The following is a 23,459-nucleotide window of genomic DNA, read 5'->3' on the forward strand; positions in this document are numbered from 1 at the left end:
GGGCTGGGGTGAGGGCGTCAAACCGCACGATGGTTCTTCCTGTACTGCAACGGCGTCTCGCCAATCCCCTTTTTAAACGCGCTGATAAACCACGTCACGTCGGAAAATCCCGCCTGTGCGGCAATGTCACGCACGCTCGAATCCGTGTGGAGTAAACACTCGCACGCCTTACGCAACCTTAGCGTGTTCAGGTAGTCGTGAATTTTTTCGCCCGTTTCCGCATGGAATCTTCGCGATACGTAACTGCGTGATTTACCCAGCTCTTCGGCCAGCGCATCCAGACGAAATTTCTCCTGATAATGCTCGTCGAGCCAGAACATTACCTGGCTGGCGATCCCCTGGCTGTTGCCCGGCTCACCGTCGCGATCGTCGGGGAGCATCGCGAACAGGCCGATCAGCAGGCTGGCGATGCTCTCGCCGTTCATCGGCGGTTTATAGCAGCTAAACAGATGGTCGATATGGTGGTGACAGTGGGCTAAATCGGCGACCCACGCTTCGCCGCCACGGCGTGACAGCCGCTCCAGGCGCTGCCGGGTCTGGGGAAAATCCCGCAGGATCTTCAGCACCGCGTGCTGGTCGAGATGAATAATGGTGCGGCGGTAAATTGCCTCCGCCTGTTCGTCCACCATGACCTTGTGCAGCGTAAAAGGCGGGAAGAAAAACAGTCGTCCGGGGCGCATGGTGTAGTGACGATTATCGACAATCGCCACGCCAAAGCCCTCTTCCACATAGAGGATCTCCAGACACTGATGCCAGTGATGGTAGCGCACCGTATTGGCAAACAGGCGGCTGAACGAGGCCACGGTATCATTCAGGGCGATCAGTTCCAGAAGGTCGGATGTCGGCGTGTCGCGCATAGTGCAATAAAACTCAACTTTTTCCCGTCTGATCGTCTTTATAAACCACCTTTTTAAATTTTCTCAACTGGAGGTTTATTCATCGTTCATGCCTGTGACATGGCTAACATTTCTGCCCCTTGCGGATTCACTATGCTTTGCCGCAGTTGATTACGAGGGCGAACCGATGTGGGCGGCAAACAAAGAAAAATCAAATCCGTTGTCTTCACGCCAGGAGGTAGTGGCGTCGTTGAATGCACTTTTACAGGCGCTGGACACGCAATTTCCGGCGAACCGTTCACGATTCCCGCTGGGCGACACCTGCGCCCATTACACAGCGGATATTGCGCAGATGGAGGGACTTTCTCGCGCGCTGTGGGGGCTGTTTCCGCTGATGGCATCTGGCGAAAGCACGCCGTTCAGCGAGAAGTACCTTACTGCCATTAAGCTTGGTACCGACCCGCAAAGCAGCGGCTACTGGGGTGAAACCGGCCCGTACGATCAGCGTCTGGTGGAGATGGCGGCCTACGGTCTGGGGCTCGCTCTGCTGGGGGATAAACTCACCGCGCACTTTACCGGGCGCGAGGTGATGAACCTGCACGCGTGGCTCAACCAAATCACCGACGCGCAGATGCCGGACAGCAACTGGAACTATTTTGCCATTATGGTCCAGCTCGGCTTTAAGCGCGCCGGCCTGCCGTACGATCGGGCCGCCATTGACCACCGCTTTGCGCTGATGGACGCCTACTACCTCGGCGACGGCTGGTATTCCGACGGTCCCGGCCGCCCGAAAGATTACTACATCTCCATGGCTTTCCATTTCTACGGCCTGATTTACGCCACGCTGAGTGACGACGAGGCGAGGGCGAAGGTGCTGCGCGAGCGCTCGCGTCTGTTCGCGGAAGACTTTATCTACTGGTCCGCCGCCGATGGCGCCTCGGTGCCGTTTGGCCGCAGCCTGACCTACCGCTTTGCCATGGTTGCCTTCTGGAGCGCGGTGGCCTTTTCTCAACTGGACGTCTTCACCCCGGGCATCGTGAAGGGCATTGTGCTGCGGCATCTGCGCTGGTGGCAGCAGCAGTCGATTGTCGATCGCGACGGTATTCTTACCCTGGGGTTTGCGTATCCGAACCTGGCGATGTGCGAGGATTACAACTCCCCCGGTTCACCGTACTGGGCGCTGAAAACCTATCTGATCCTGGCGCTGCCGGAAGCACACCCGTTCTGGCAGGCGGAAGAACAACCGCTGCCCGCGCTTGCTGAAAAACATGTGATTACGCATGCGCAGCAGATCCTGATGCATTCGAAAGATTCGCAGCACGTCGTCATGCTCACCGCCGGTCAGCTGGAGCTGAACAACTACGTCAACACCGAAGCGAAATACACCAAATTTGCCTACTCCAGCCGCTTCGGATTCACCCTTGAGCGCGGGCGTTTTGGCCTGAAGCATGCCGCCTGCGATTCCATGCTGCTGCTGGCGAACGGAGATGACTATTTCCGCGGTCGTCGCGAGTGCGACGAGGTTCGGGTGGATGAAAATTACATTTTCTCGCGCTGGTCGCCGTGGCGCGACGTGCAGATTGCGACCTGGCAGATCCCGTTCGGGGAGTGGCACCTGCGCCTGCACCGTATCAACAGCGCGCGCACTCTGCAAACCGTCGAGGGCGGCTTTGCGGTGATGAAAACCGCCCATCAGGTGCGCGAACGCGGTTGTTATCTGTTGGCTGAAAACGGCAGCAGCGTCATTGTCGATCTTTCGCCGATCATTCAGCGCCAGCCAGACAGCATCGTCACGCCGCCGAACAGCAGCATTATGTTTGCGGAGTGCGCCTCCATTCCGCTGTTAAAAGCTGACCTCCCGCAAGGGGAAAGCTGGCTCTGTTGCGCCGTTCTGGCTGGCGGAAAACAGCCCGCTGCGGCGACGCCGCAGCTGAATATAACCCATAACCAGATCGTGATTAGCGAACCCGGAAGCGAACGTAAGCTGGCGTTCACATTATAAAAATCTGGCCCTACACCCCGGCGAGGATGATATGAAAAGCACATCGACAACCAACAGAACTGAATATTACAAAATCAGCAGCTTTATCTTTCTCTATTTCTTTACCTGGTCTGCCAGTATTGGTCTGCTGGCGATCTGGCTCGGTCAGAAAGCCAACCTGAGCGGATCGGTGATTGGAACCGTCTTTGCGGTGAATGGGATATTCTCCGTTATTCTCAAGCCGATCTACGGCTATATTCTCGATAAGATCGGCATGAGCAAATATCTGCTCTATTTTGTGGTGATCATGTCGGCCCTGATGGCGCCATTCTTTATTTATGTTTACCAGCCGCTGTTAATGTCTAATACCCTGCTGGGGATTATTATCGGCGCGCTCTATTTAAGCTTTGCCTGGTACGCGGGCGTGGCGGCGTGTGAATCTTATTCCGACCGCTTTAGCCGTTTGAATGGCATGGAGTTCGGGCAGATCCGTATGTGGGGATCGCTCGGCTGGGCGGTGGCGTCATCTTTCTCCGGCCTGCTGTTCAACCTCTCACCGGCGTATAACTTTATTCTCGGCAGCGTGGCGTCGGTGGTAATGCTGATTGTCCTGCTGAGCCTGAAAGTGAACACTAACTCCGCTCACGCAGGCGAGGTGCTGACGAAAGAGAAAATAGCCCCGTCTGACGTTTACGCCCTGCTGCGTAACCGCAAATTCTGGGCCTTCTGCCTGTACGTGGCGGGCGTGGCGTGGATGATGTTTATCGCCGAGCAGCAATTCTCGCGCTATTTCGTCACCTTCTTCGATGATATTCATGAGGGCAACGCCGTATTCGGCTATCTCGGGACTGTACAGTCGGGCATGGAATTTGTCATGTATATGGTGGTCCCGCTGTTTGTGAACTTTATTGGCGCCAAACGCGGGCTGTTAATTGTCGGGCTGGTGGTTGGGGCGCGTCTGATTATTTCCGGCATGTGTGATTCACACCTGTTAATTTCAGTGCTTAAGCCGCTGTACGGTCTGGAAATTTGTCTCCTGCTGGTGTCGGTATTTAAATATATCGCCGAGCATTTCGACAAGCGCGTCAATGCCACCATGTATTTACTCGGCTATCAGGCGATGCTCTACGTTGGCAACGTGGTGGTCTCTTCCCCTGCCGGCTATATGTATGACCGTATTGGCTTTGAGCACACCTATATCATCATGGGCGCAACGGCGCTGACCTTTACCCTTATTTCTGCTTTTACGTTATCCGCCTGTCAGAGCAAATGGCGCGGGGCTCGTGCGCTGAACGTAGCAGAAACGTCAACTCGATAAATTACGCCGTCAAAGAAGGAACCGAAATATGTTAAGTCGTATCAAAGAAGAACGTCTGCCTGTTATCGCTGCGCCCGTTGACTCCCGCGCATTCAGCGATGAACTGAATTCGGCGCGCAGCCACGTTCTTGACCTGATTAGCCGTCATTTAACGGAGTTCGGCGACAAATTCCCGGCGGAAACCTGCCAGAACGGTTTTTATCCGCTGACTGACAACGTGGAGTGGACCACCAGCTTCTGGACCGGGCAGCTGTGGCTGGCATGGGAGATGAGCGGCGAGGAAAAATTCCGCGCGATGGCGGAAAAACACGTGCGCTCGTTTGGCCTGCGCATCGCCGGGCGCAACGACACCAACACCCACGATTTAGGCTTCCTCTACACGCTCTCCTGCGTAGCCGCGTGGCGGCTGACCGGAAACCGCGAGGCGCGCGGCTTCTCGCTGCTGGCGGCGGAAGCCCTGCTGGAACGCTTCCACGAGAAGGCGAAAATCATCCAGGCGTGGGGCGATCTCTCCGATCCGGAGCAGGCCGGGCGGATGATCATCGACTGCAACATGAACCTGCCGCTGCTCTACTGGGCAACGGAGCAGACGGGCGATCCGCGCTTTGCCGACGCCGCAAAAGCGCACGTCATGCAGGCCGCGACGTACCTCATTCGTGACGATGCCTCCACCTTCCACACCTACTATATGGATGTGGCAACCGGCGCACCGCGCTACGGCAACACCCAGCAGGGCTACGCCGACGACTCCTGCTGGTCGCGCGGGCAGGCTTGGGGCATTTACGGTTTCCTGCTGAGCTATATCTATACCGGCGACGAAACGATGATCGCCCTGTCAAAACGGCTGGCGAACTACTTCCTCAATCGCCTGCCGGAAGACTACGTCTGCCACTGGGATCTGGCGCTGGTGGGCACCGACGCACTGCGTGATTCTTCCTCGGCGGCAATTGCGGTGTGTGGACTGCTGGAGCTGGTGAAACATCTGCCGGTTACAGATCCGGATCGCGAACGTTACCTCGAATGGGCGAAAGGGATTATGTCCTCGCTGACAAAGCACTATCTGATGGGCAAAGAAGAGAAGGGCAACGGGCTGCTTAAGCACTCGGTGTATCACCTGGCGAGCAATAAAGGCGTGGATGAGTGCGCGAGCTGGGGCGATTACTTCTACGTTGAGGCACTGGTGCGTTTTACGCAGAGCTGGAAACTGTACTGGTAAAAACAGTCGGGGGGTAACCCCCGACTTATCGATCACGCTTTCGGAATACGCAGCGTCTGACCGGGATAGATCTTATCCGGGCTGGAGAGCATTGGACGGTTAGCCTCAAAAATCTTATTGTACTGGTTGGCATCGCCGTACACGGTTTTAGAGATTGCGCTCAGGGTATCGCCGGATTTCACCGTATAGTAGGTGGCTTCATCTTTGGCATCTGTTGCGGTGATATTGTTCTCCACTTCGCTGACGCCCGCGATGTTGCCGACGGCGACCTGGATTTTTTCTTTCTGCTCCTGCGTCAGCCCGTCGCCCGTCACGCTGGCCTTGCCGTCAGTGACGTTAACCTGAACCTTATCGGAACCGGGAATGTTGAGTTTCTTGAGGTGCTCGGTAATTTTGTCGCCCTGACCTTTATGATCGGTCAGGTTATCCCACAGCTTTTCGCCTGCTTCTTTTACGAAGTTAAAAAGTCCCATTCCATCCTCCTGTTAAACATGAAGTCAGAATAAGCATAGCAGTTGAATGTTAAGGTGATAAAAAAAGCCCGGCGGCGTTAACGCTTACCGGGCCTGGGAGGGAAGTTGAAGGCCGGGTAAACGCAGTGCCACCCGGCAAATTCCACGAACCTTAAACCCCTTGCTCCAGAATTCGGATATGGGTATCCAGCACGTCACCTTTTACCGCCTCACTCCACGCTTTCATATGCGCGGTCTGCAAATGCGCTTCAAGGTGCGCGACGGTTTCCCACTGCTCAACCATGATGATTGAGTCTGGCGCGGTCGCCTGGAAGCTTGCGCTGGTGGCGGCGTCCACCATCGGCGCGTAGCCGTGGCAGCCTTCTTCTTTCAGTACGGTCGGGATGATCTTCGCGAACTCATCCAGTACCGCCTGGCGGTGATGTTGGCCAGGACGCGTACGGATTTCAGCAATAACGGTAAGCATAATTAACTCCTTCTAATTCCAGGCTACCAGTTAAGCAAAAATTTCCGCGAGATGCTTGCGATATTCTGCGATATAGCGCGGGACGTCCGGCATTTTAATTACGTCGTTGACGATAAAGGTCGGCAGCGGCTCCATACCCAAGAACTGATTCGCCTTGTGGAACGGCAGATACGCGCCGTCTACGCCCACGCCTTCGAAGAACTGATCTTGCTCAGTGAACGCTTCTAGCGGGGCATTCCAGGTCAGGGAGAGCATGTATTTCTTGCCCTGAATCAGGCCGCCGGAACCGTATTTTTTAGACGCGTCTGAGCGGGTGCGGCCGTCGCTGGCATACAGCGAACCGTGACCTTCGGTAAACACATCGTCCATGTATTTTTTCACGGTCCACGGTGCGCCCATCCACCAGCCCGGCATCTGCCAGATAACCACGTCGGCCCACAGGAAGTTCTGCACTTCGGCCTTCACGTCGTAATCGCTGTCCGCGCGCACGACCTTAACATCATGTCCGGCGTCGCGCAGGAAACCATCCGCGACCTCGGTCAGGGTGTCATTGAGCTGGCCTTTAGAGTGCGCAAATTCTTTCGCGCCGTTGATAATCAGAATGTTGCTCATTATTTGTCCTCGATGCTGAGAGTATGCCGGGTATTCTACGCGCGAGGACGGAGCGGAAAAATAAGCAGAATGTGCAAAGTCTTTTGCGCTCAGCGCAATAATGGCTGCCAGCTGACGGTCACCTCAAAGCCCCCTTCCGGCGCATTGCCCAGCGAGACGCGCATCCCATGTAACGCCGCGATACGCTTGACGATAGACAACCCCAGACCGCTGCCGGTGGCGTCCTGGCCCGGTGGACGATAAAAGCGCTCGCCGAGACGCGCCAGCGCATCGGATGAAATGCCCGGGCCGTTGTCGCGCACGGTAAAGCTTTGGGTATGCAGCGTCACGTCCACCACGCTGCCGCGCGGGCTGTAACGAACGGCGTTGTCCAGCAGGTTACGCGCCAGAAGGCTCAGCAGTAGCGGCTGTCCGTGACGCATCACCTCGGGCGCGTTGACGTTGAGCCGAATATCAATGCCCGCCTGCTGCGCCGGATGCCAGATATCCAGCACCGCGGATTGCAGCAAATCGGCCATCATCACGGGTTCGACGTCATCAAGATTATCCAGTGAATCCAGGCGCGACAGGGTGAGAAGCTGGTCCACCAGCCGGGAGGCGCGGTCGATGCCCGCATGCAGCTGCCCCAGCGCTTTAGACTGCGCCCCGGGATCGTCCAGGGAAAGCTGCGCCACGTCGGTTTGCACCTTCAGCGCGGCCAGCGGGCTGCGCAACTCATGGGCGGCATCCGAGGTGAAGCGGCGCTCGCGGGCCATCATCTCCTGCGTACGGGCGAAAAGATGGTTAAGCGCATCAAGCAGCGGGCGAACCTCCGTCGGCACGCCGTGGGTGGGCAGCGTATCGGTCGCATCCGGCGAGCGCGAGCGCAGGGTCCGCGCCAGATTTTTCAGCGGTTTCAGTTCCCGGCTCAGCAGAACAATCAGCAACAAAAGCATGACGGGCAGCGCCACCAGCCACGGCGTCAGCTGCGAGCTGACCACGTCCAGCGCCATATCCTGTCGGTACTCCCACTCCTGGCCAACCACCACGCGGTATTTCCCGTCCGGAGAAGTCAGCCACAGGAAACGCCATTCGTCGTTGTCATCCTGCAACCGACCGTCATCAAACCCGTCCCGGCGGTAGAGGTAAGGTATGTCGCGCCCGTTTTCGCCGTCGTTAAGCACCATGCTGCCGTCGGCGGTGAAGATTGCGAAGGCCAGCGCATCGTCGTCCAGATGGCCGTGTTTGGCTTTTTTCGGTACCTCGCGCATGCGTTCCGGGGCGCGAAGTTCGTCCACGTCCATCGTCAGCAGCCGTTTGGCAAACAGCATCTGCTGGGTATCGAACAGCTTATCGAGCTTGTCGGTCGTCTGGTGCCAGGCCACCACGCTTGCGGCAAACCAGGCCGCCAGGGACAGCAGCAAAAAGAGGAGCGTCAGGCGCAGCTTCAGGCTCAGGCGTTGGGTCAGTTTCATGCGTCACCCAGGGTATAACCGATGCCGTGCACGGTGCGGATAAATTCGCTGCCGAGCTTGCGGCGTAAATGATGAACGTGGACTTCGACGGCGTTGCTGGAGACGTCATCATCCCAGTTGTAGAGTTTCTCCTCGATGGTCTTGCGCGGCAGCACGCGGCCCGCGTTGCGCATCAGCAGCTCCAGCAGGGCGAACTCTTTGGGTTTGAGCACCAGCGTTTCGCCCTCCAGCGTGGCGACAAGGCTTGCCGGATCGAGCGTGACCTTGCCGTGACGCAGCTCGCTGCGCGCCTGCCCGTGGCTGCGGCGCACCAGCGCTTCAAGGCGGGCCGCCACTTCAATCAGCGCGAACGGCTTACACAGGTAATCATCCGCCCCCAGGCGTAACCCTTCGACGCGCTGATTCAGCGCATCCCGCGCGGTCAGGATCAGCACCGGTTCGCTCTTACCGCTTTCGCGCCAGGCGCGCAGGATCTCAAGCCCGTCGATTTCTGGCAGCGTCAGGTCCAGCACCACGGCATCATACGGCGCGGTGTACAGGGCCGCCTGCCCGGTTTTACCGTCGGTAAACCAGTCCACGTTAAAGCCCATTTTGCTTAAGCCCGCTTTGATGCCGTCGCCGATGAGCCTGTCGTCTTCTACCAGTAAAATGCGCATATTTCCTCCTTGATGCCGTCAGTAAACCTTCTGCAAGCGCCTGCTGTACAGTAAAAATAAATAAATTTTCCCCTTAAGAAGTTGTTAAGGTTTACCCTGTTTAATGGATTGTGAAACGACATTAAAGGGAGAGATAAAGATGAAAAAATTCGCTGCAATTGCTGCCATCATGATGATGACCACGGCCCCTGTCTTTGCTGCACAGGGTGGCTTCTCTGGCCCATCTGCGACACAGAACCAGACGCAAACCCAGCAGGGTGGCTTTGTCGATAACAACGCCAACCTCACCACCGCGGCTAAAGTGAAAGACCTGAAGGACGATGCCTGGGTGAAGCTGCGCGGGAACATTACCGAGCGCCTGTCCGATGACCGTTACACCTTCCGCGATGAGAGCGGCACGGTGGTGGTGGAGATCGACCACAAGCGCTGGAACGGCGTGACCGTCAGCCCGCAGGATAAAGTCGAACTCCAGGGTAAAATCGATAAAGACTGGAACGAGTTTGAAATCGACGTGAAGCAGGTTATCAAGCTGAACAAATAACCCGGAAAGGGCCGCTTATGCGGCCCTTTTTCTTTGTGACTCAACTCGCCAGATGAGGTAGTATCTGCGGCAATATTGCCTGAAACCCATCGGTTTCTGAGTTGAGGAATCACACGTAATGAGCGATATGGCAGAGCGCCTCGCGCTACATGAATTCACGGAAAACGCCTACCTGAACTACTCCATGTACGTCATCATGGACAGGGCGTTGCCGTTTATCGGGGATGGCCTGAAGCCCGTTCAGCGCCGCATCGTCTATGCGATGTCCGAACTGGGACTGAATGCTACCGCCAAGTTTAAGAAATCCGCCCGTACCGTCGGCGACGTGCTGGGTAAATACCATCCGCACGGCGACAGCGCCTGCTATGAAGCGATGGTGCTGATGGCCCAGCCGTTCTCTTATCGCTATCCGCTGGTGGATGGCCAGGGGAACTGGGGGGCGCCGGACGATCCGAAATCCTTCGCGGCAATGCGTTATACCGAATCCCGCCTGTCTAAATATGCCGAAGTGCTGTTGGGCGAGCTGGGGCAGGGGACGGTCGACTGGGTGCCAAACTTCGACGGTACGATGCAGGAGCCGAAGATGCTGCCTGCGCGTCTGCCGAACATCCTGCTGAACGGCACGACCGGTATCGCCGTGGGCATGGCGACGGACATTCCGCCGCACAACCTGCGTGAAGTGGCAAAAGCCGCCATCACCCTGATTGAGCAGCCGAAAACCTCGCTGGACGATCTGCTGGATATTGTGCAGGGGCCGGACTATCCGACCGAAGCCGAGATCATCACCTCGCGTGCGGAAATCCGCAAAATCTACCAGAACGGCCGCGGCTCCGTGCGCATGCGCGCGGTGTGGAATAAAGAGGATGGCGCCGTGGTGATCACCGCGCTGCCGCACCAGGTGTCCGGTGCGAAGGTGCTGGAGCAGATCGCCTCCCAGATGCGCAATAAAAAGCTGCCGATGGTGGACGACCTGCGCGACGAATCGGACCACGAAAACCCGACCCGTCTGGTGATCGTGCCGCGCTCTAACCGCGTGGACATGGAGCAGGTGATGAACCACCTGTTCGCCACTACCGATCTGGAAAAAAGCTACCGCATCAACCTGAATATGATTGGTCTGGACGGTCGTCCGGCGGTGAAAAACCTGCTGGAGATCCTCACCGAATGGCTGGCCTTCCGCCGCGATACGGTGCGCCGCCGTCTGAACCATCGCCTGGAGAAAGTGCTTAAGCGCCTGCATATTCTCGAAGGTTTGCTGGTGGCGTTCCTCAACATTGACGAAGTGATCGAGATCATTCGTACCGAGGACGAACCTAAGCCTGCCCTGATGTCGCGCTTTGGCATCAGCGAAACCCAGGCCGAAGCGATCCTCGAACTGAAATTGCGCCATCTCGCCAGACTGGAAGAGATGAAGATCCGCGGCGAGCAGAACGAGCTGGAAAAAGAGCGCGATCAGCTTCAGGCGATTCTGGCATCCGAGCGCAAGATGAACACCCTGCTGAAGAAAGAGTTGCAGGCCGATGCCGACGCCTTTGGCGACGACCGTCGTTCTCCGCTGCACGAGCGCGAAGAGGCGAAGGCGATGAACGAGCACGACATGCTGCCTTCCGAGCCGGTGACCATCGTGCTTTCCCAGAGCGGCTGGGTACGTAGCGCCAAAGGCCACGATATCGACGCGCCGGGTCTGAGCTACAAATCCGGTGACAGCTTCAAGGCGGCGGTGAAGGGCAAGAGTAACCAGCCGGTGGCGTTCATCGACTCCACGGGCCGCAGCTACGCCATCGACCCGATCACGCTGCCGTCTGCGCGCGGCCAGGGCGAACCGCTAACTGGCAAGCTGACGCTGCCGCCGGGCGCCACGGTGGACCATATGCTGATGGAGGCCGACGATCAAAAACTGCTGATGGCGTCTGATGCGGGCTACGGCTTTATCTGTACCTTCAACGATCTGGTGTCGCGTAACCGTGCTGGTAAGGCGCTGATTAGCCTGCCGGATAACGCACACGTCATGCCGCCGCTGATCATCGAGAACGAAAGCGACATGCTGCTGGCGATCACCGCTGCCGGACGAATGCTGATGTTCCCGGTCAGCGATCTGCCGGAGCTGTCGAAAGGGAAGGGCAACAAGATCATCAGTATCCCGTCAGCGGAAGCGGCAAAAGGCGTCGATGGCCTCGCGCATCTCTTCCTGCTGCCGCCGCAGAGCACCCTGACCATTCATGTCGGCAAGCGTAAAATCAAACTGCGTCCGGAAGAGTTGCAGAAGGTGGTGGGTGAGCGTGGACGTCGCGGCTCACTGATGCGCGGCCTCCAGCGAATTGACCGCGTGGAGATCGACTCGCCGGCGCGCAGCAAAGCGGACGACAGCGAAGAGTAACCTGTTTCATCCCCCCTCTTTCCGGAGGGGGAATTACCATAAAATTTCCCGTAAAAACGTTGTTAATTCGTGCGTTGCGATTAACAATACGCGCTCGTAATAAAGTCCTTACCTGGCCACAGGTGAAGTATAATTGTCAGCTGTCAGGGCTTCAGAGGTCGCTATGCTATACATTGTTCGTCTCATTCTTACCGTTATTTATTGCATTCTGGTCTGTATTTTCGGATCGATTTATTGCCTGTTCAGCCCGCGTAACCCAAAGCATGTCGCGACGTTTGGCCACATGTTTGGTCGTCTTGCGCCGCTGTTTGGCCTGAAGGTTGAAAAGCGTCTGCCTGAAGGGGCGGAGAATTTCGGTAACGCCATCTATATCGCTAACCATCAGAACAACTACGATATGGTGACGGCCTCAAATATTGTTCTTCCGCCGACCGTAACCGTGGGTAAAAAAAGCCTGCTGTGGATCCCGTTTTTCGGTCAGCTGTACTGGCTCACCGGTAACTTACTGATTGACCGTAACAACCGCGCCAAAGCGCATGGCACCATTGCGGAAGTGGTGGATCAGTTTAAAAAGCGCCGGATTTCCATCTGGATGTTCCCGGAAGGGACGCGCAGCCGTGGTCGCGGCCTGCTGCCGTTTAAGACCGGCGCGTTTCATGCTGCAATTGCGGCAGGCGTTCCAATTATTCCCGTGTGTGTTTCCAATACATCGAATAAGATTAATCTTAACCGTCTGAATAACGGACTGGTCATTGTCGAAATGCTGCCGCCGGTAGATACCTCAAAATACGGTAAAGACCAGGTGCGCGAGCTGGCCACGCACTGCCGCGAGCTGATGGCTCAGCATATTGCGCAGCTCGATAAAGAAGTTGCAGAGCGAGAAGCCGCCGGTAAGATTTGACCCGGTGTCGTGTAAGGGAAAACGAATTCCCGCGTTGTTAGTCGTTTCAGATGGAGCTTATATGTCACTCAGTCGGCGTCAGTTTATTCAGGCTTCGGGTATCGCCCTTTGTGCGGGTGCGATGCCGCGGACAGCCAGCGCCGCCGGGCAGCAACAGCCGCTGCCTATTCCGCCGTTGATTGAATCCCGTCGCGGGCAGCCGCTATTCCTCACGCTTCAGCGTAGCCACTGGTCCTTTACCCAGGGAACGCGCGCGCAGGTATGGGGCATTAACGGACGCTACCTCGGGCCGACCATTCGCGTGTGGAATGGCGATGACGTTAAGCTCATCTACAGTAACCGTACGACGGAAAATGTCGCGATGACCGTCAGTGGTTTGCAGGTGCCGGGGCCGCTGATTGGCGGCGCGGCACGCATGATGTCGCCGAATGCCGACTGGGCGCCCGTCCTCCCGATTCGTCAGAGCGCGGCGACATTGTGGTATCACGCCAACACCCCGAACCGCACCGCCCAGCAGGTCTACAACGGCCTGGCCGGAATGTGGCTGATTGAAGATGAGGTCAGCAAAACGCTGCCGATCCCGAATCACTACGGCGTCGATGATTTCCCGATCATTATTCAGGACAAGCGGCTGGATAACTTCGGCACGCCGGAGTACAGCGAGCCGGGCAGCGGTGGTTTTGTGGGCGATACGCTGCTGGTTAACGGCGCGCAAAGCCCGTATGTCGAAGTGTCTCGTGGCTGGGTGCGCCTGCGTCTGCTGAATGCCTCTAACTCGCGCCGCTACCAGTTGCAGATGAGCGACGGCCGCGCGCTGCACGTGATTTCAGGCGATCAGGGGTTATTACCTGCGCCGGTGTCGGTAAAACAGCTGGCGCTCGCACCGGGCGAACGTCGTGAGATCCTCGTGGATATGACCAACGGGGATGAAGTGTCCGTGACCTGCGGCGAAGCGGCAAGCATTGTTGACCGTATTCGCGGCTTCTTTGAACCGTCGAGCGTTCTGGTCTCCACGCTGGTGCTCACGCTGCGCCCGACCGGCCTGTTGCCGCTGGTGACCGACAGTCTGCCGATGCGCCTGCTGCCGCAGGAGATTGTGACCGGCCCGGCAGTACGCAGTCGCGATATCAGCCTTGGCGACGATCCGGGCATCAACGGTGCGCTGTGGGACGTAAACCGCATTGATATCACCGCCCAACAGGGAACATGGGAGCGCTGGACAGTCCGCTCGGAGATGCCGCAGTCGTTCCATATTGAAGGGGTGTCATTCCTGATCCGCAACGTCAACGGGGCGATGCCGTTCCCGGAAGACAGGGGCTGGAAAGATACCGTCTGGGTGGATGGCCAGGTCGAACTGCTCGTCTACTACGGCCAGCCTTCCTGGCCGCACTTCCCGTTCCTGTTCCACAGCCAGACGCTGGAGATGATGGACAGGGGATCGGTAGGGCAGATGCTGGTGAATCCGGCACCATAAAACGCTTTCTCCCTCTCCCTGTGGGAGAGGGTTGGGGTGAGGGCAACAGCCCGCACAATACCCCTTCATTTCCCCCGGTAAACCAGCGTATAATCCCGCTCCTTTTGTCTATTTTTTCTTCGGAAGCATTATGAGCGCTATTTCCCTGATCCAGCCGGATCGCGACCTCTTCTCCTGGCCCCAGTACTGGGCAGCCTGCTTTGGACCGGCGCCGTTCCTGCCGATGTCCCGGGAAGAGATGGATCAACTGGGCTGGGACAGCTGCGATATCATTCTGGTAACGGGCGATGCGTATGTCGATCACCCGAGCTTTGGCATGGCGATCTGTGGCCGTATGCTTGAAGCCCAGGGCTTCCGCGTGGGGATCATCTCCCAGCCTGACTGGAACAGCAAAGACGACTTTATGCGTCTGGGCAAGCCTAACCTGTTCTTCGGCGTGACCGCGGGCAACATGGACTCGATGATCAACCGCTATACCGCCGACCGTAAGCTGCGCCATGACGACGCTTACACGGCTGACAACGTGGCGGGTAAACGTCCCGATCGCGCGACCCTCGTCTACACCCAGCGATGCAAAGAAGCATGGAAAGACGTGCCGGTGATCCTGGGCGGCATCGAGGCGAGCCTGCGCCGCACCGCACACTACGACTACTGGTCTGATACCGTGCGCCGTTCGGTGCTGGTGGATTCGAAAGCCGACATGCTGATCTTTGGCAACGGCGAGCGTCCGCTGGTGGAAGTGGCGCATCGCCTGGCGCAGGGTGAACCGGTCAGCGAGATCCGCGACGTGCGCAACACCGCGATCATGGTGAAAGAGGCGCTGCCGAGCTGGAGCGGGGTGGATTCCCGCATTATCGATATGCCGGGCAAAATCGACCCTATCCCACATCCGTACGGTGACGATCTGCCGTGCGCGGATAACAAACCGGTTGAGCCGAAGAAAGCGGAAGCAAAGGCCGTGGTGGTGCAGCCGCCGCGTCCGAAGCCGTGGGAAAAAACCTATGTGCTGCTGCCGTCTTACGAAAAAGTAAAAAGCGATAAAGTACTCTACGCCCACGCATCGCGCATCTTACACCATGAAACCAACCCCGGCTGCGCGCGAGCGCTGATGCAAAAGCACGGCGAGCGCTATATCTGGGTTAACCCGCCAGCGATCCCGCTCTCTACCGAAGAGATGGACAGCGTCTTTGCTCTGCCGTACAAGCGTGTGCCGCATCCGTCATATGGCAACAGCCGTATTCCGGCGTACGAGATGATCCGTTTCTCAATCAACATCATGCGCGGCTGCTTCGGCGGGTGCTCCTTTACTCTTGTTTTTATGTATTTAGAGTTAAACTCTACTTTTCTATTTTTAGAATTCAAGCTATTCATCGTAATTGAGAGATATCCTTTTAATGTTCAGCAAGCCTGTTAAAAGCACTTTATCTGAACCGCGTTTTGCCTAAATCCTGCTCAATATATACTCTCCCTGAGTTCTGAAATCCTCAAATTCCCCAATCTTAAAGCATTGATACATAGATGATGTCAGATAATGCGCAATCATCTCACCGCCAATATGGATCCGTTCCGGGTGTGGGTATGTCGCCTGTATAGCCCTTTGTTCATTCATCATTACAGGAATTGTCTGCAACAAATCCCCATCCAAGATTTGGCACTCAGGTTTTACTCCTGTTCCGTATTGTAATTGCTCTGATTCGAAATCATGGACTGAGCGATAGGCGAACGAAACGATATTTCCTGTTTCCTCGCAAATTGCGAACTGATAAACACTGGTTGTCACCGTTGAAGAAGAGGGAATTGCATGGTCATGCTTGTATTGTTTCCACAGCCTCCTTAGACAGGCCGATGTATGATAATTGAGATTTTGTATACCTGATACGACCATTCTGGTTGATGCTTCAAGCAACCAGGTGTTAGAAAATCCACCTGCCCCCGTTCCTGCTATGATGGTTCTTAGCTGGGGGATGTAACCTGCTTTGGAAACAAAAGATAACGGCTCCCCATTATCGGTGACGGCAAGGGTATCTGTTATAATCAGTGCTTGTGCTTCGTCTGTATAAAATATCAGTGATGACATATTTTCCTCATCCAGAAAAGACATTACATGAATCACAGAACAGGTCACTACAACCACGTGAAAGGGAGTCAGACCATTTTCCAGAGGTAAATATATTCTTGTGTTTGGACGCGTTGCGGTTCTCTGTAAAAAATATATAGCACAAACAAAAGTCCCCGCAGGGATAAATATAGTTATATGCGCTTTTTCTGCTGGCTTTTACAATTGAAAGTGACAGGTAAACGAAATGTGTTACAGGTTTCTTTTGCTTTTCGTTGGGTTCTGTATATGCGAATTTACCCTGTGTGTTATTTTTGCAATGGACTCAGGCTGTATTCAATCAATTAAGGTTTACTTCTGGCATTAAGATGTATCCGTTGCCTGTTTTTTAAGGGCACGGTTTGTGCCGGGAAATGAAAATCACATCTTAAGTTCTTCACTCAAAGGATTTGTGATGTTTATCACGTATGGTCCGGGTAACGTGTTGAGGTCAATGTATTGCATCGTGATGGTGTCGTTACATCTTTTACTTTCCTCCTGATTTGCATATTCACTCCCGGCAACCTGGTTGTTTGTTTTTTCTTCTTCCGGATTTATAGTGTAGGCATGAGGTGGCGTTTCAGGGCGACAGACTGTGAGGATAATCACTAACATTCATGCGCGTTATGGGCGTGTCAGCAAACTGGATGCAACAGAGCCGAAACTGAAATTTGAACCCGGATTTCTGTATGCTGAAATACCTTATATTAGCGGCATCCAGAATCGAAAACTGAGCCGATATGTACACTTTTATCTTATGGATAAAGCTATCCTGCAGGCCAGGGATTTAAAGCCTTTAGCCCGGGCATTTTTACGCTGGATAAGGTGGCTGGAGGATAACGGACTTGACCCTTTCACCCCGGGAACGTTGAAATACCAAAGCCCTACATATGGCTTCAGGGAGTATCTTCTGGGGGCCGTAAGGCAGGGGCGCATCGCCTCATCCACCGCGGCGGTGTACATCAGCGTTATCCGACGGTTTTACGTATTTCTGGGCAAGTGTGGTGAGCTGGCTGCCAGCTCATTTTTTACGTTGGTCGAAAAAGTCGTTGACGGGCGACGCAAGGTGATAAGTTCGGATCTTGCCATCAGGATAACCAGCACAACAAAAAGGACAATCAACCCACTGAATGATGCAGAGGTTCATATCCTGGATGAGGCACTGAAATCTGAGTCCGGGTTGTTCAGTTTAATGATTGTGCTGATGAAAAATTGTGGGCTACGGCTGGATGAAATGCTGACCCTGCCGTCGTCACTCTTTACTGAAGAGTACCTTGCCAGTGTCCCTGTATCTGAGTTGACCATCAGGGGGCTTCATATTGGTCCGAGATGCGGAGTTCATACGAAGTTTGGGATGACGCGAGAACTCTTCATCACCAGACGATTGTACGAGCAGGTTCTGGATTATCTGGCGGATGAGGAGTATGAAAAGAAGATCCAAAAATGGCGTGCACGACAGGGTGGGGAAGGGCGGCACGAGCCTTTATTTTTAATGGCAAACGGGAAACGGATGTCTGAAAAAGCCTTTTACTCCCGCTGGTACAGTTTTCGCCATCGCCTGGCCCGGTCTGCTCCGGGAAATGTGTTCAGACATAAACCCCATGATTTGCGGGCAACGTTTGCGACCCATTTTTTACGCTCGGCACTGAGTTGCTATCCCGATCAGGCCGCAAATGCGCTGGGTACAGTAAAATACTGGATGGGCCATAAAAGCGAAAATACGACGATGAAATACATCGTCTTTCTTCAGCAAAACCAGATTTCTGATGCAGTCGCCGGGGTCATGGACGCATTGATTGACGGTGCTGCAGGTCGCGATGGAGCCATATATGAGCCGGAGTGAAACGCAGATAACGTGGATGGCCGAAAATGTGCTGTCATGGGAGACGGTCAGCGGACACATCACTCAGCGGGATCTGAACCGATATTATTTACTTGACGTTTATCTTCAGGCTCATTTTTCAGATTATGTGTTGCTCCCCGGATGGTTTAGTGAACATTCGCATCTTGCCCGCCCTGAAAAACGCGATTTTATTGCCTCTCTGAAACGATTTCTTCTGTCTTACCGTCCCGCCGGAAGGTTAACCATTTTCCGTTATCTCAATATGTTTTTTATATGGCAGTCAGTCAATCAGTATGACTATGGCACGGCTGAAGGCGTTGAAATGTATATTAAACATCTCATGAACGATATTCGTCGGCGAAAAATTTCAGTCAGGATGGCAAGACACTACTTGTCCGTGGTCAACCGGTTTTTGCTTACGGGCGGGCAGATTCAGAGGCGGTATGAATATGAATTCTTACCGAAAGGAACGTATCAGCAGCAGGGAAGGGATAGCTATACCAGGAATGAACTTTCCGAGATCCTGAGGCAGTTGTCATCCATGAATGAGTTCCTTGCGGGATGTATCCGGGAGCATATCGCTAAATCGGAAAAAGGGGTGCGGCATTTCTCACCGTCTTTGCTGGCACCTGTTTATGAAGCGTATTTCCGGTATCCGGGAGAGAACGGGGTCAGCAGGGCAGAGATCATCATCAGGGACGTTCTGGAAAATTACTTTCTTACTTCTTTTTTTCTGTTCTGTTACCACACATGGGGAAACACCTCTCAGGTTCTGGGTCTGACGCGGGATGATATACATCTGGATGAAAAGGGTATCAGCACTGATTATGTTTATAAGGGGAGAGCGAATAAGTATATACGTCTGACGATAGGTAAATCGGAGTATGTGACCAAACGTGCGGGCTATTACTGGTTTCTGTCTTTTATCAGGCTCAGGGACGACATCGTTAACTATCTGGTTTCCGCAGATAACTTCCCTCCGGTACAGGCGCTGTTTCTGAGTGAGCCGCAGGTGAAATTCCGTAAGCTTTATTCTCTTAATCCCAGTCATCTGACTAAATTTTCTAACTCTGAGGGGGCGTGGGCCACGATGCGGCAGCTTAATCCCTCGCTTCCATCAATTACCGTTTCTGGCTTGCGCAAAACGTCTGAGCAGTATACGGACAGAACATTAAAGAATGGTCTGATTACGGCGGAAAAAGCACAGCATAACTGGGGCACTTACAGGCGGAATTATGCTGCAGGTAACCCACAGGGGGCGAAGGAAAACTTCAGTGCTGCACTTGATACGCTTATGAATCAGGGGATTGCGACACGTGCGTTATCCGAGCGGGTAAAAGTTGCTGATGAGCTGGGGATCGATCTGCGTGGAAGCGATGAGGGTGTGGATCTTTTATTGAATGGCCTGGGATGTCGATCGCAGGAGCCGCCTACAGATATTGAATTGCGCTTTATAAAAAAGCAAAAACGATTTGGCCGGACACCAAAGGCTTGTGCGGATTTTTCTCATTGTGTCGAATGTTCAAAAAGTTGCGTTGTGGAAACGCTGGAGTCTGTATGGCTCCTGCTGTCATTCAGGCATGCTATCGAGTATGGAAAACCGTTGTACATCGGTTCGGTCAATGCTGTGGAGCGTTATGAAACGTTACTCCTGAAGATTGATTTACGGCTTGGGCTGGTAGATGAGGCGACCCTGAAAAAAGCGCGCGTTAAACTTCAGCGAGAAGGTGTGGCTCCGGTATGGCAGATTTGAAGAAAAAAGAGGTAAGCCGTAGTCGAATGGCGGAGTTTCCTGCCGGAACGCCGCTTCGTTCAGGGGATGAGTTTCCGACTGAGGATATCATCTGTGAGGCACTAGAAAACAAAAGCTTTGAACGTCTGAATAACTGCCTGGTTATCGCCAGCTCAGATGAACATGATATGCGTTTTATCAATGAGGAGACGCTGAATATTTATTTCAGGGATGATGTCTGGACCAATCGCTATGTCAGAACCCATATTGGTGAAACGTTAAGAACCGTTAATTTTTCAGGCATACGGGATCCTGAACTGCGTCTTGAAGCCAAAATCATCTCAGCCAGCCTGCTCTGGATTGTCGGCAGGACCGCGAAGACGCAGTCACTGATCCGGAAATGTGCAAACATTGTGGCGGGAGCCCGTATTATTGAGTCTATGGGGTATCGCAGTCTGTTTCAGCTTCGTTTTCCGCTTGTCCGGAATGCTTTCATTGTAAAGATGAAGGAGGAGGATGAGCACGGCAGGAAGCGTTCTGAAAGAACATTACGTAATTACTTTATGGACCTGGCGGATATCTCGCTGACAGGTCATACCCGTCTTCGAAAATACGGTTACTTTCCTGATATTAGCTTCGACAGTTACAACAGTGTGGATGATTCAAACCAGACATATTGTATGCCTTTCAGTCTTATGATGTCTGTCTGGGAAGGGCTGATTACTGAACTGGATGCTGAAATCAGTGATTTCGATTTTGACGGGTTTTCCCGGCTGTGCGCTATCATAAACGGTTTTTATGATTCGCCTTACTATACGTCGATGCTGGAAGCCCGTAAAAGAGGGACAGCAAAAAGCATACCGGATTACCGGGCCGCGTATTACTACAATATTGTTGCCGGGGAAATTCGGGCGCTTTTCGCGACACTTGGCCCCGGGATGCAGGGCTGGTTCTCGGTACATAAAAATAAGCGCTGGAGATCTGATTTTATTGGCGTTGATCACATAAAGCTGAACACCTGGCATTTTGAGCTGACGTTAAAAGTCATGAATGTGATACAGGCCATGTCGGGGATGAGACACAGCGAAGTGCTTGGCGTGATGCACGGTTCACTGATTTATGATGGTGATATCCTGGGACTTCGTTCGGTGTTGCATAAGTTCGCCCCGGAAGGTGGAAGTCACGAAGACTGGGTTGTTTGTCGCTATGTGGAAAAGCCTTTTCAGCATTTACGCAGAATTAATCAAATCATGACAGGCCTGGACGGGAAGACGCTGGACAATGTTCCATTGTCTTTAAATATCAGGTCGTGGTTCTCGGAGCAAAAACTCTCTTTTATGGGGACGCAGCGCCAGACTGAGTGGGCAAAGAAATTTGTGAAAAGACACCATCTGTTCATCCGACGTGACCATATTGATGAGTTCAGGCTTTTAAATCCAAACATACGTGATGATGAACGCGTTGCGATGGAGATTCGGGAGGGGGCTTTCTGGCCATTGCGAACCCATCAGTTTCGCCGTTCACTTGCTGTACACCTCAGGCGTCTTGATCTGATTTCTACTAATGATCTTATCCGGCAGTTTAAGCACTTAATCAGAGGCATGACGGAGTGGTATATGTCCGGTGCACTCAACGCTTCGCATTTTAGCCGGGCGATCCCTCAGGCATTCGCTGCCGAGATTGAAAGGGTTGATACCGAACTCTCAGCTTCCAGGGCTGTTTCTTATCAGCATGAAGGCCTGCTTTATGGCGAAGGCGGGAAGTTACTGATGTCCCAGAGAGGTGGGCACTTACATCAGATGACGTTTCCTACACTGAAAAAAGCGATGAGCATGGCTAAACGAGGCGGGCAAAAACTGGTATCTCTTGGAAACGGTTTTTATTGCATGAATGGCCATGACTGCGAGTTTAAGGCGGTTGTTCAGTCAGCGTCCTGCAATCCGGGATGTGAGAACATGCTGGCCGGAGCTGATTCTGTTCCCGTGTGGAAACGCAGGATGGCTCATTATGACAACCTTCTGGAGATTGCCGTGCGAAATAATGCTCCTCAGGCTGACAGGGATTTTCTGATGCTTGAGAGAGATTTTTATGCAGATGCTGTCCGCTTTTTTGAAAAGGATGAATAGAGCATGACGAACGAACAGTCGGGGGTTAAAAAAACACAGGCAAGAGCAGAGCAGGCCCTGAGGGAACTGATGTTATCAGGGGAGCGTATCAGCCAGTATGCTGTGGAAAAACGAGCGGGGCTGGCAAACGGCACCCTGAATTATAACTGTCCTGAGTACAGGCAGGTCAGGGAGGCTATCCGCAGTCTGAAAAAAACGTGCCAGGGCACCGCGCCGGTTGATGAGCAGGGCATTGAGCAGCAGATCAAGCTGAAAGAAAAGTATCGCCGTCAGAGAAATGAGCTGAGGGAAGAAATCAAAAAGATGATGGCTGAAAATGTAGAGCTGTTACATAACCTTATACTTTTACAGCAGTATGTCAGGGAGCTTGAACGCAACACCGGGAGGGAGAAAGGGGACGTCATTCCGTTCTCGGGTGGTGTCAGGGACTGAGGCTATACTGAACGGAAGGACGCGAGGTGAATCGCCACGGGTTTAACAGACACCTCAGAGTCATTTAAGATGGCTTAAAGAGAGGTGCCCATGAGCGGTAAGCGTTATCCCGAAGAGTTTAAAATTGAAGCAGTCAAACAGGTTGTTGATCGCGGTTATTCTGTTGCCAGCGTTGCAACGCGTCTCGATATCACCACCCACAGCCTTTACGCCTGGATAAAGAACTACGGTCCGGATTCTTCCACTAATAAAGAACAGTCAGATGCTCAGGCCGAGATCCGCCGTCTTCAGAAAGAGCTGAAGCGGGTTACCGACGAACGGGACATATTAAAAAAAGCCGCGGCGTACTTCGCAAAGCTGTCCGACTGAGGTACGCCTTTATTCGTGACAACACCTGTTGCTGGCCTGTTCGCCTGCTCTGTCGGGTGCTGGATGAACATCCCAGTGGTTTTTACGCCTGGCTTCAGCAGCCGCATTCACAACGCCATCAGGCAGACCTGAGACTGACAGGACAGATTAAACAGTTCTGGCTGGAATCGGGATGCGTCTATGGTTATCGCAAAATCCATCTGGATCTGCGGGACAGCGGGCAACAGTGCGGAGTGAACAGAGTCTGGCGACTGATGAAACGTGTCGGGATAAAGGCTCAGGTCGGATACCGGAGCCCGAGGGCATGTAAAGGCGAGGCCAGTATCGTGTCGCCCAACAAGCTCCAGCGACAGTTCAATCCGGATGCTCCGGATGAGCGTTGGGTAATCACAGCGTGGTTTCCTCAAACCCTCGCTGTGAATTAACTGAAATACTTCATTGAAGCTGTAACCAAACAGTTAACTGAAACAATGAGCCCGCAGAGCATTGCACAGCGATGACACCATTTGTTGAGCTTCACCGTTTTCGCATACAACCGTCCGGGATTTGGAAAAGCA

General features: G+C 54.0%; 18 protein-coding genes and 2 pseudogenes. 13 read left to right on the forward strand and 7 right to left on the reverse strand.

What is annotated here, in order from left to right; genetic code table 11:
- Positions 1 to 17 precede the first annotated feature (17 nt).
- Positions 18 to 857 (reverse strand): AraC family transcriptional regulator, encoded by an 840-nt coding sequence (locus INF61_RS01350; protein WP_023295450.1) that lies wholly within the window; start codon positions 855 to 857, stop codon positions 18 to 20.
- Positions 858 to 1,023: 166 nt separating this feature from the next.
- On the opposite strand from INF61_RS01350, the gene INF61_RS01355 reads away from it, so the two are divergent.
- Genes INF61_RS01355 through INF61_RS01365 form a run of 3 tightly spaced genes read left to right on the forward strand, consistent with a single transcriptional unit; the run spans position 1,024 to position 5,351 of the window.
- Positions 1,024 to 2,838 (forward strand): DUF2264 domain-containing protein, encoded by a 1,815-nt coding sequence (locus INF61_RS01355; protein WP_032672005.1) that lies wholly within the window; start codon positions 1,024 to 1,026, stop codon positions 2,836 to 2,838.
- 31 nt (positions 2,839 to 2,869) lie between these two features.
- Positions 2,870 to 4,135, forward strand: a complete 1,266-nt coding sequence (locus INF61_RS01360; RefSeq protein WP_015571880.1) for an oligosaccharide MFS transporter — start codon at positions 2,870 to 2,872, stop codon at positions 4,133 to 4,135.
- Between the two features lie 28 nt (positions 4,136 to 4,163).
- Complete coding sequence (locus tag INF61_RS01365) at positions 4,164 to 5,351, forward strand: glycoside hydrolase family 88 protein (protein WP_032103344.1); 1,188 nt, start codon at positions 4,164 to 4,166, stop codon at positions 5,349 to 5,351.
- 32 nt (positions 5,352 to 5,383) lie between these two features.
- Here the strand turns inward: INF61_RS01365 and lysM are convergent, their stop codons facing one another.
- From lysM to qseB, 5 genes are all read right to left on the reverse strand, one after another.
- The gene (gene lysM / locus INF61_RS01370; RefSeq protein WP_014885249.1) at positions 5,384 to 5,824 is read right to left on the reverse strand and encodes a peptidoglycan-binding protein LysM; all 441 of its coding nucleotides are present in this window, start codon (positions 5,822 to 5,824) and stop codon (positions 5,384 to 5,386) included.
- Between the two features lie 151 nt (positions 5,825 to 5,975).
- Positions 5,976 to 6,290, reverse strand: a complete 315-nt coding sequence (locus tag INF61_RS01375; protein ID WP_063135374.1) for a putative quinol monooxygenase — start codon at positions 6,288 to 6,290, stop codon at positions 5,976 to 5,978.
- 30 nt (positions 6,291 to 6,320) lie between these two features.
- Positions 6,321 to 6,902, reverse strand: a complete 582-nt coding sequence (locus INF61_RS01380) for an NAD(P)H-dependent oxidoreductase (protein ID WP_015571876.1) — start codon at positions 6,900 to 6,902, stop codon at positions 6,321 to 6,323.
- A gap of 89 nt (positions 6,903 to 6,991) precedes the next feature.
- Positions 6,992 to 8,356, reverse strand: coding sequence for a quorum sensing histidine kinase QseC (qseC, locus tag INF61_RS01385; RefSeq protein WP_045906820.1), 1,365 nt, complete (start codon positions 8,354 to 8,356; stop codon positions 6,992 to 6,994).
- Positions 8,353 to 9,012, reverse strand: a complete 660-nt coding sequence (qseB, locus tag INF61_RS01390; RefSeq protein ID WP_017692662.1) for a quorum sensing response regulator transcription factor QseB — start codon at positions 9,010 to 9,012, stop codon at positions 8,353 to 8,355. The genes qseC and qseB overlap by 4 nt, the downstream gene beginning before the upstream one ends.
- A gap of 139 nt (positions 9,013 to 9,151) precedes the next feature.
- Between qseB and INF61_RS01395 the strand changes: the two genes are divergently transcribed.
- From INF61_RS01395 to INF61_RS01415, 5 genes and pseudogenes are all read left to right on the forward strand, one after another.
- Positions 9,152 to 9,553 carry a YgiW/YdeI family stress tolerance OB fold protein gene (locus INF61_RS01395; RefSeq protein ID WP_032649546.1) on the forward strand — a complete coding sequence of 134 codons (402 nt, stop codon included), beginning with the start codon at positions 9,152 to 9,154 and terminating at the stop codon, positions 9,551 to 9,553.
- Positions 9,554 to 9,671: 118 nt separating this feature from the next.
- Complete coding sequence (parC, locus tag INF61_RS01400) at positions 9,672 to 11,930, forward strand: DNA topoisomerase IV subunit A (RefSeq protein ID WP_045341636.1); 2,259 nt, start codon at positions 9,672 to 9,674, stop codon at positions 11,928 to 11,930.
- Positions 11,931 to 12,093: 163 nt separating this feature from the next.
- The gene (gene plsC, locus INF61_RS01405; protein WP_003862497.1) at positions 12,094 to 12,831 is read left to right on the forward strand and encodes a 1-acylglycerol-3-phosphate O-acyltransferase; all 738 of its coding nucleotides are present in this window, start codon (positions 12,094 to 12,096) and stop codon (positions 12,829 to 12,831) included.
- Positions 12,832 to 12,892: 61 nt separating this feature from the next.
- A complete protein-coding gene (gene ftsP, locus INF61_RS01410) occupies positions 12,893 to 14,305 on the forward strand; it encodes a cell division protein FtsP (protein WP_017384056.1) in 1,413 nt (470 codons plus the stop codon).
- 130 nt (positions 14,306 to 14,435) lie between these two features.
- A pseudogene (locus INF61_RS01415) lies at positions 14,436 to 15,611 on the forward strand (YgiQ family radical SAM protein); the annotation flags it as partial.
- Positions 15,612 to 15,746: 135 nt separating this feature from the next.
- On the opposite strand, the gene INF61_RS01420 reads toward INF61_RS01415, so the two are convergent.
- Positions 15,747 to 16,382, reverse strand: coding sequence for a hypothetical protein (locus INF61_RS01420; protein ID WP_193547467.1), 636 nt, complete (start codon positions 16,380 to 16,382; stop codon positions 15,747 to 15,749).
- 613 nt (positions 16,383 to 16,995) lie between these two features.
- Between INF61_RS01420 and INF61_RS01425 the strand changes: the two genes are divergently transcribed.
- From INF61_RS01425 to INF61_RS01445, 5 genes and pseudogenes are all read left to right on the forward strand, one after another.
- A complete protein-coding gene (locus INF61_RS01425; RefSeq protein WP_007897923.1) occupies positions 16,996 to 18,243 on the forward strand; it encodes a site-specific integrase in 1,248 nt (415 codons plus the stop codon).
- A complete protein-coding gene (locus tag INF61_RS01430) occupies positions 18,230 to 19,996 on the forward strand; it encodes a hypothetical protein (RefSeq protein WP_007897920.1) in 1,767 nt (588 codons plus the stop codon). Before INF61_RS01425 ends, INF61_RS01430 begins: the two co-directional genes overlap by 14 nt.
- Complete coding sequence (locus tag INF61_RS01435) at positions 19,984 to 22,101, forward strand: hypothetical protein (protein WP_017384059.1); 2,118 nt, start codon at positions 19,984 to 19,986, stop codon at positions 22,099 to 22,101. Before INF61_RS01430 ends, INF61_RS01435 begins: the two co-directional genes overlap by 13 nt.
- Before the next feature lie 3 nt (positions 22,102 to 22,104).
- The gene (locus INF61_RS01440; RefSeq protein ID WP_017384060.1) at positions 22,105 to 22,533 is read left to right on the forward strand and encodes a hypothetical protein; all 429 of its coding nucleotides are present in this window, start codon (positions 22,105 to 22,107) and stop codon (positions 22,531 to 22,533) included.
- A 90-nt stretch (positions 22,534 to 22,623) separates the two neighbouring features.
- Positions 22,624 to 23,312, forward strand: a pseudogene (locus INF61_RS01445) (IS3 family transposase); the annotation flags it as partial.
- Positions 23,313 to 23,459: the final 147 nt, after the last annotated feature.

Source organism: Enterobacter cloacae complex sp. P18RS, from assembly GCF_014982105.1.
Lineage (GTDB): Bacteria > Pseudomonadota > Gammaproteobacteria > Enterobacterales > Enterobacteriaceae > Enterobacter > Enterobacter hormaechei_C.

Coding starts and splice junctions, on each gene's coding strand:
- INF61_RS01350 (WP_023295450.1), bottom strand. CDS start 857: ATGCGCGACACGCCGACATCCGACCTTCTGGAACTGATCGCCCTGAAT.
- INF61_RS01355 (WP_032672005.1), top strand. CDS start 1,024: ATGTGGGCGGCAAACAAAGAAAAATCAAATCCGTTGTCTTCACGCCAG.
- INF61_RS01360 (WP_015571880.1), top strand. CDS start 2,870: ATGAAAAGCACATCGACAACCAACAGAACTGAATATTACAAAATCAGC.
- INF61_RS01365 (WP_032103344.1), top strand. CDS start 4,164: ATGTTAAGTCGTATCAAAGAAGAACGTCTGCCTGTTATCGCTGCGCCC.
- lysM (WP_014885249.1), bottom strand. CDS start 5,824: ATGGGACTTTTTAACTTCGTAAAAGAAGCAGGCGAAAAGCTGTGGGAT.
- INF61_RS01375 (WP_063135374.1), bottom strand. CDS start 6,290: ATGCTTACCGTTATTGCTGAAATCCGTACGCGTCCTGGCCAACATCAC.
- INF61_RS01380 (WP_015571876.1), bottom strand. CDS start 6,902: ATGAGCAACATTCTGATTATCAACGGCGCGAAAGAATTTGCGCACTCT.
- qseC (WP_045906820.1), bottom strand. CDS start 8,356: ATGAAACTGACCCAACGCCTGAGCCTGAAGCTGCGCCTGACGCTCCTC.
- qseB (WP_017692662.1), bottom strand. CDS start 9,012: ATGCGCATTTTACTGGTAGAAGACGACAGGCTCATCGGCGACGGCATC.
- INF61_RS01395 (WP_032649546.1), top strand. CDS start 9,152: ATGAAAAAATTCGCTGCAATTGCTGCCATCATGATGATGACCACGGCC.
- parC (WP_045341636.1), top strand. CDS start 9,672: ATGAGCGATATGGCAGAGCGCCTCGCGCTACATGAATTCACGGAAAAC.
- plsC (WP_003862497.1), top strand. CDS start 12,094: ATGCTATACATTGTTCGTCTCATTCTTACCGTTATTTATTGCATTCTG.
- ftsP (WP_017384056.1), top strand. CDS start 12,893: ATGTCACTCAGTCGGCGTCAGTTTATTCAGGCTTCGGGTATCGCCCTT.
- INF61_RS01420 (WP_193547467.1), bottom strand. CDS start 16,382: ATGTCATCACTGATATTTTATACAGACGAAGCACAAGCACTGATTATA.
- INF61_RS01430 (WP_007897920.1), top strand. CDS start 18,230: ATGAGCCGGAGTGAAACGCAGATAACGTGGATGGCCGAAAATGTGCTG.
- INF61_RS01435 (WP_017384059.1), top strand. CDS start 19,984: ATGGCAGATTTGAAGAAAAAAGAGGTAAGCCGTAGTCGAATGGCGGAG.
- INF61_RS01440 (WP_017384060.1), top strand. CDS start 22,105: ATGACGAACGAACAGTCGGGGGTTAAAAAAACACAGGCAAGAGCAGAG.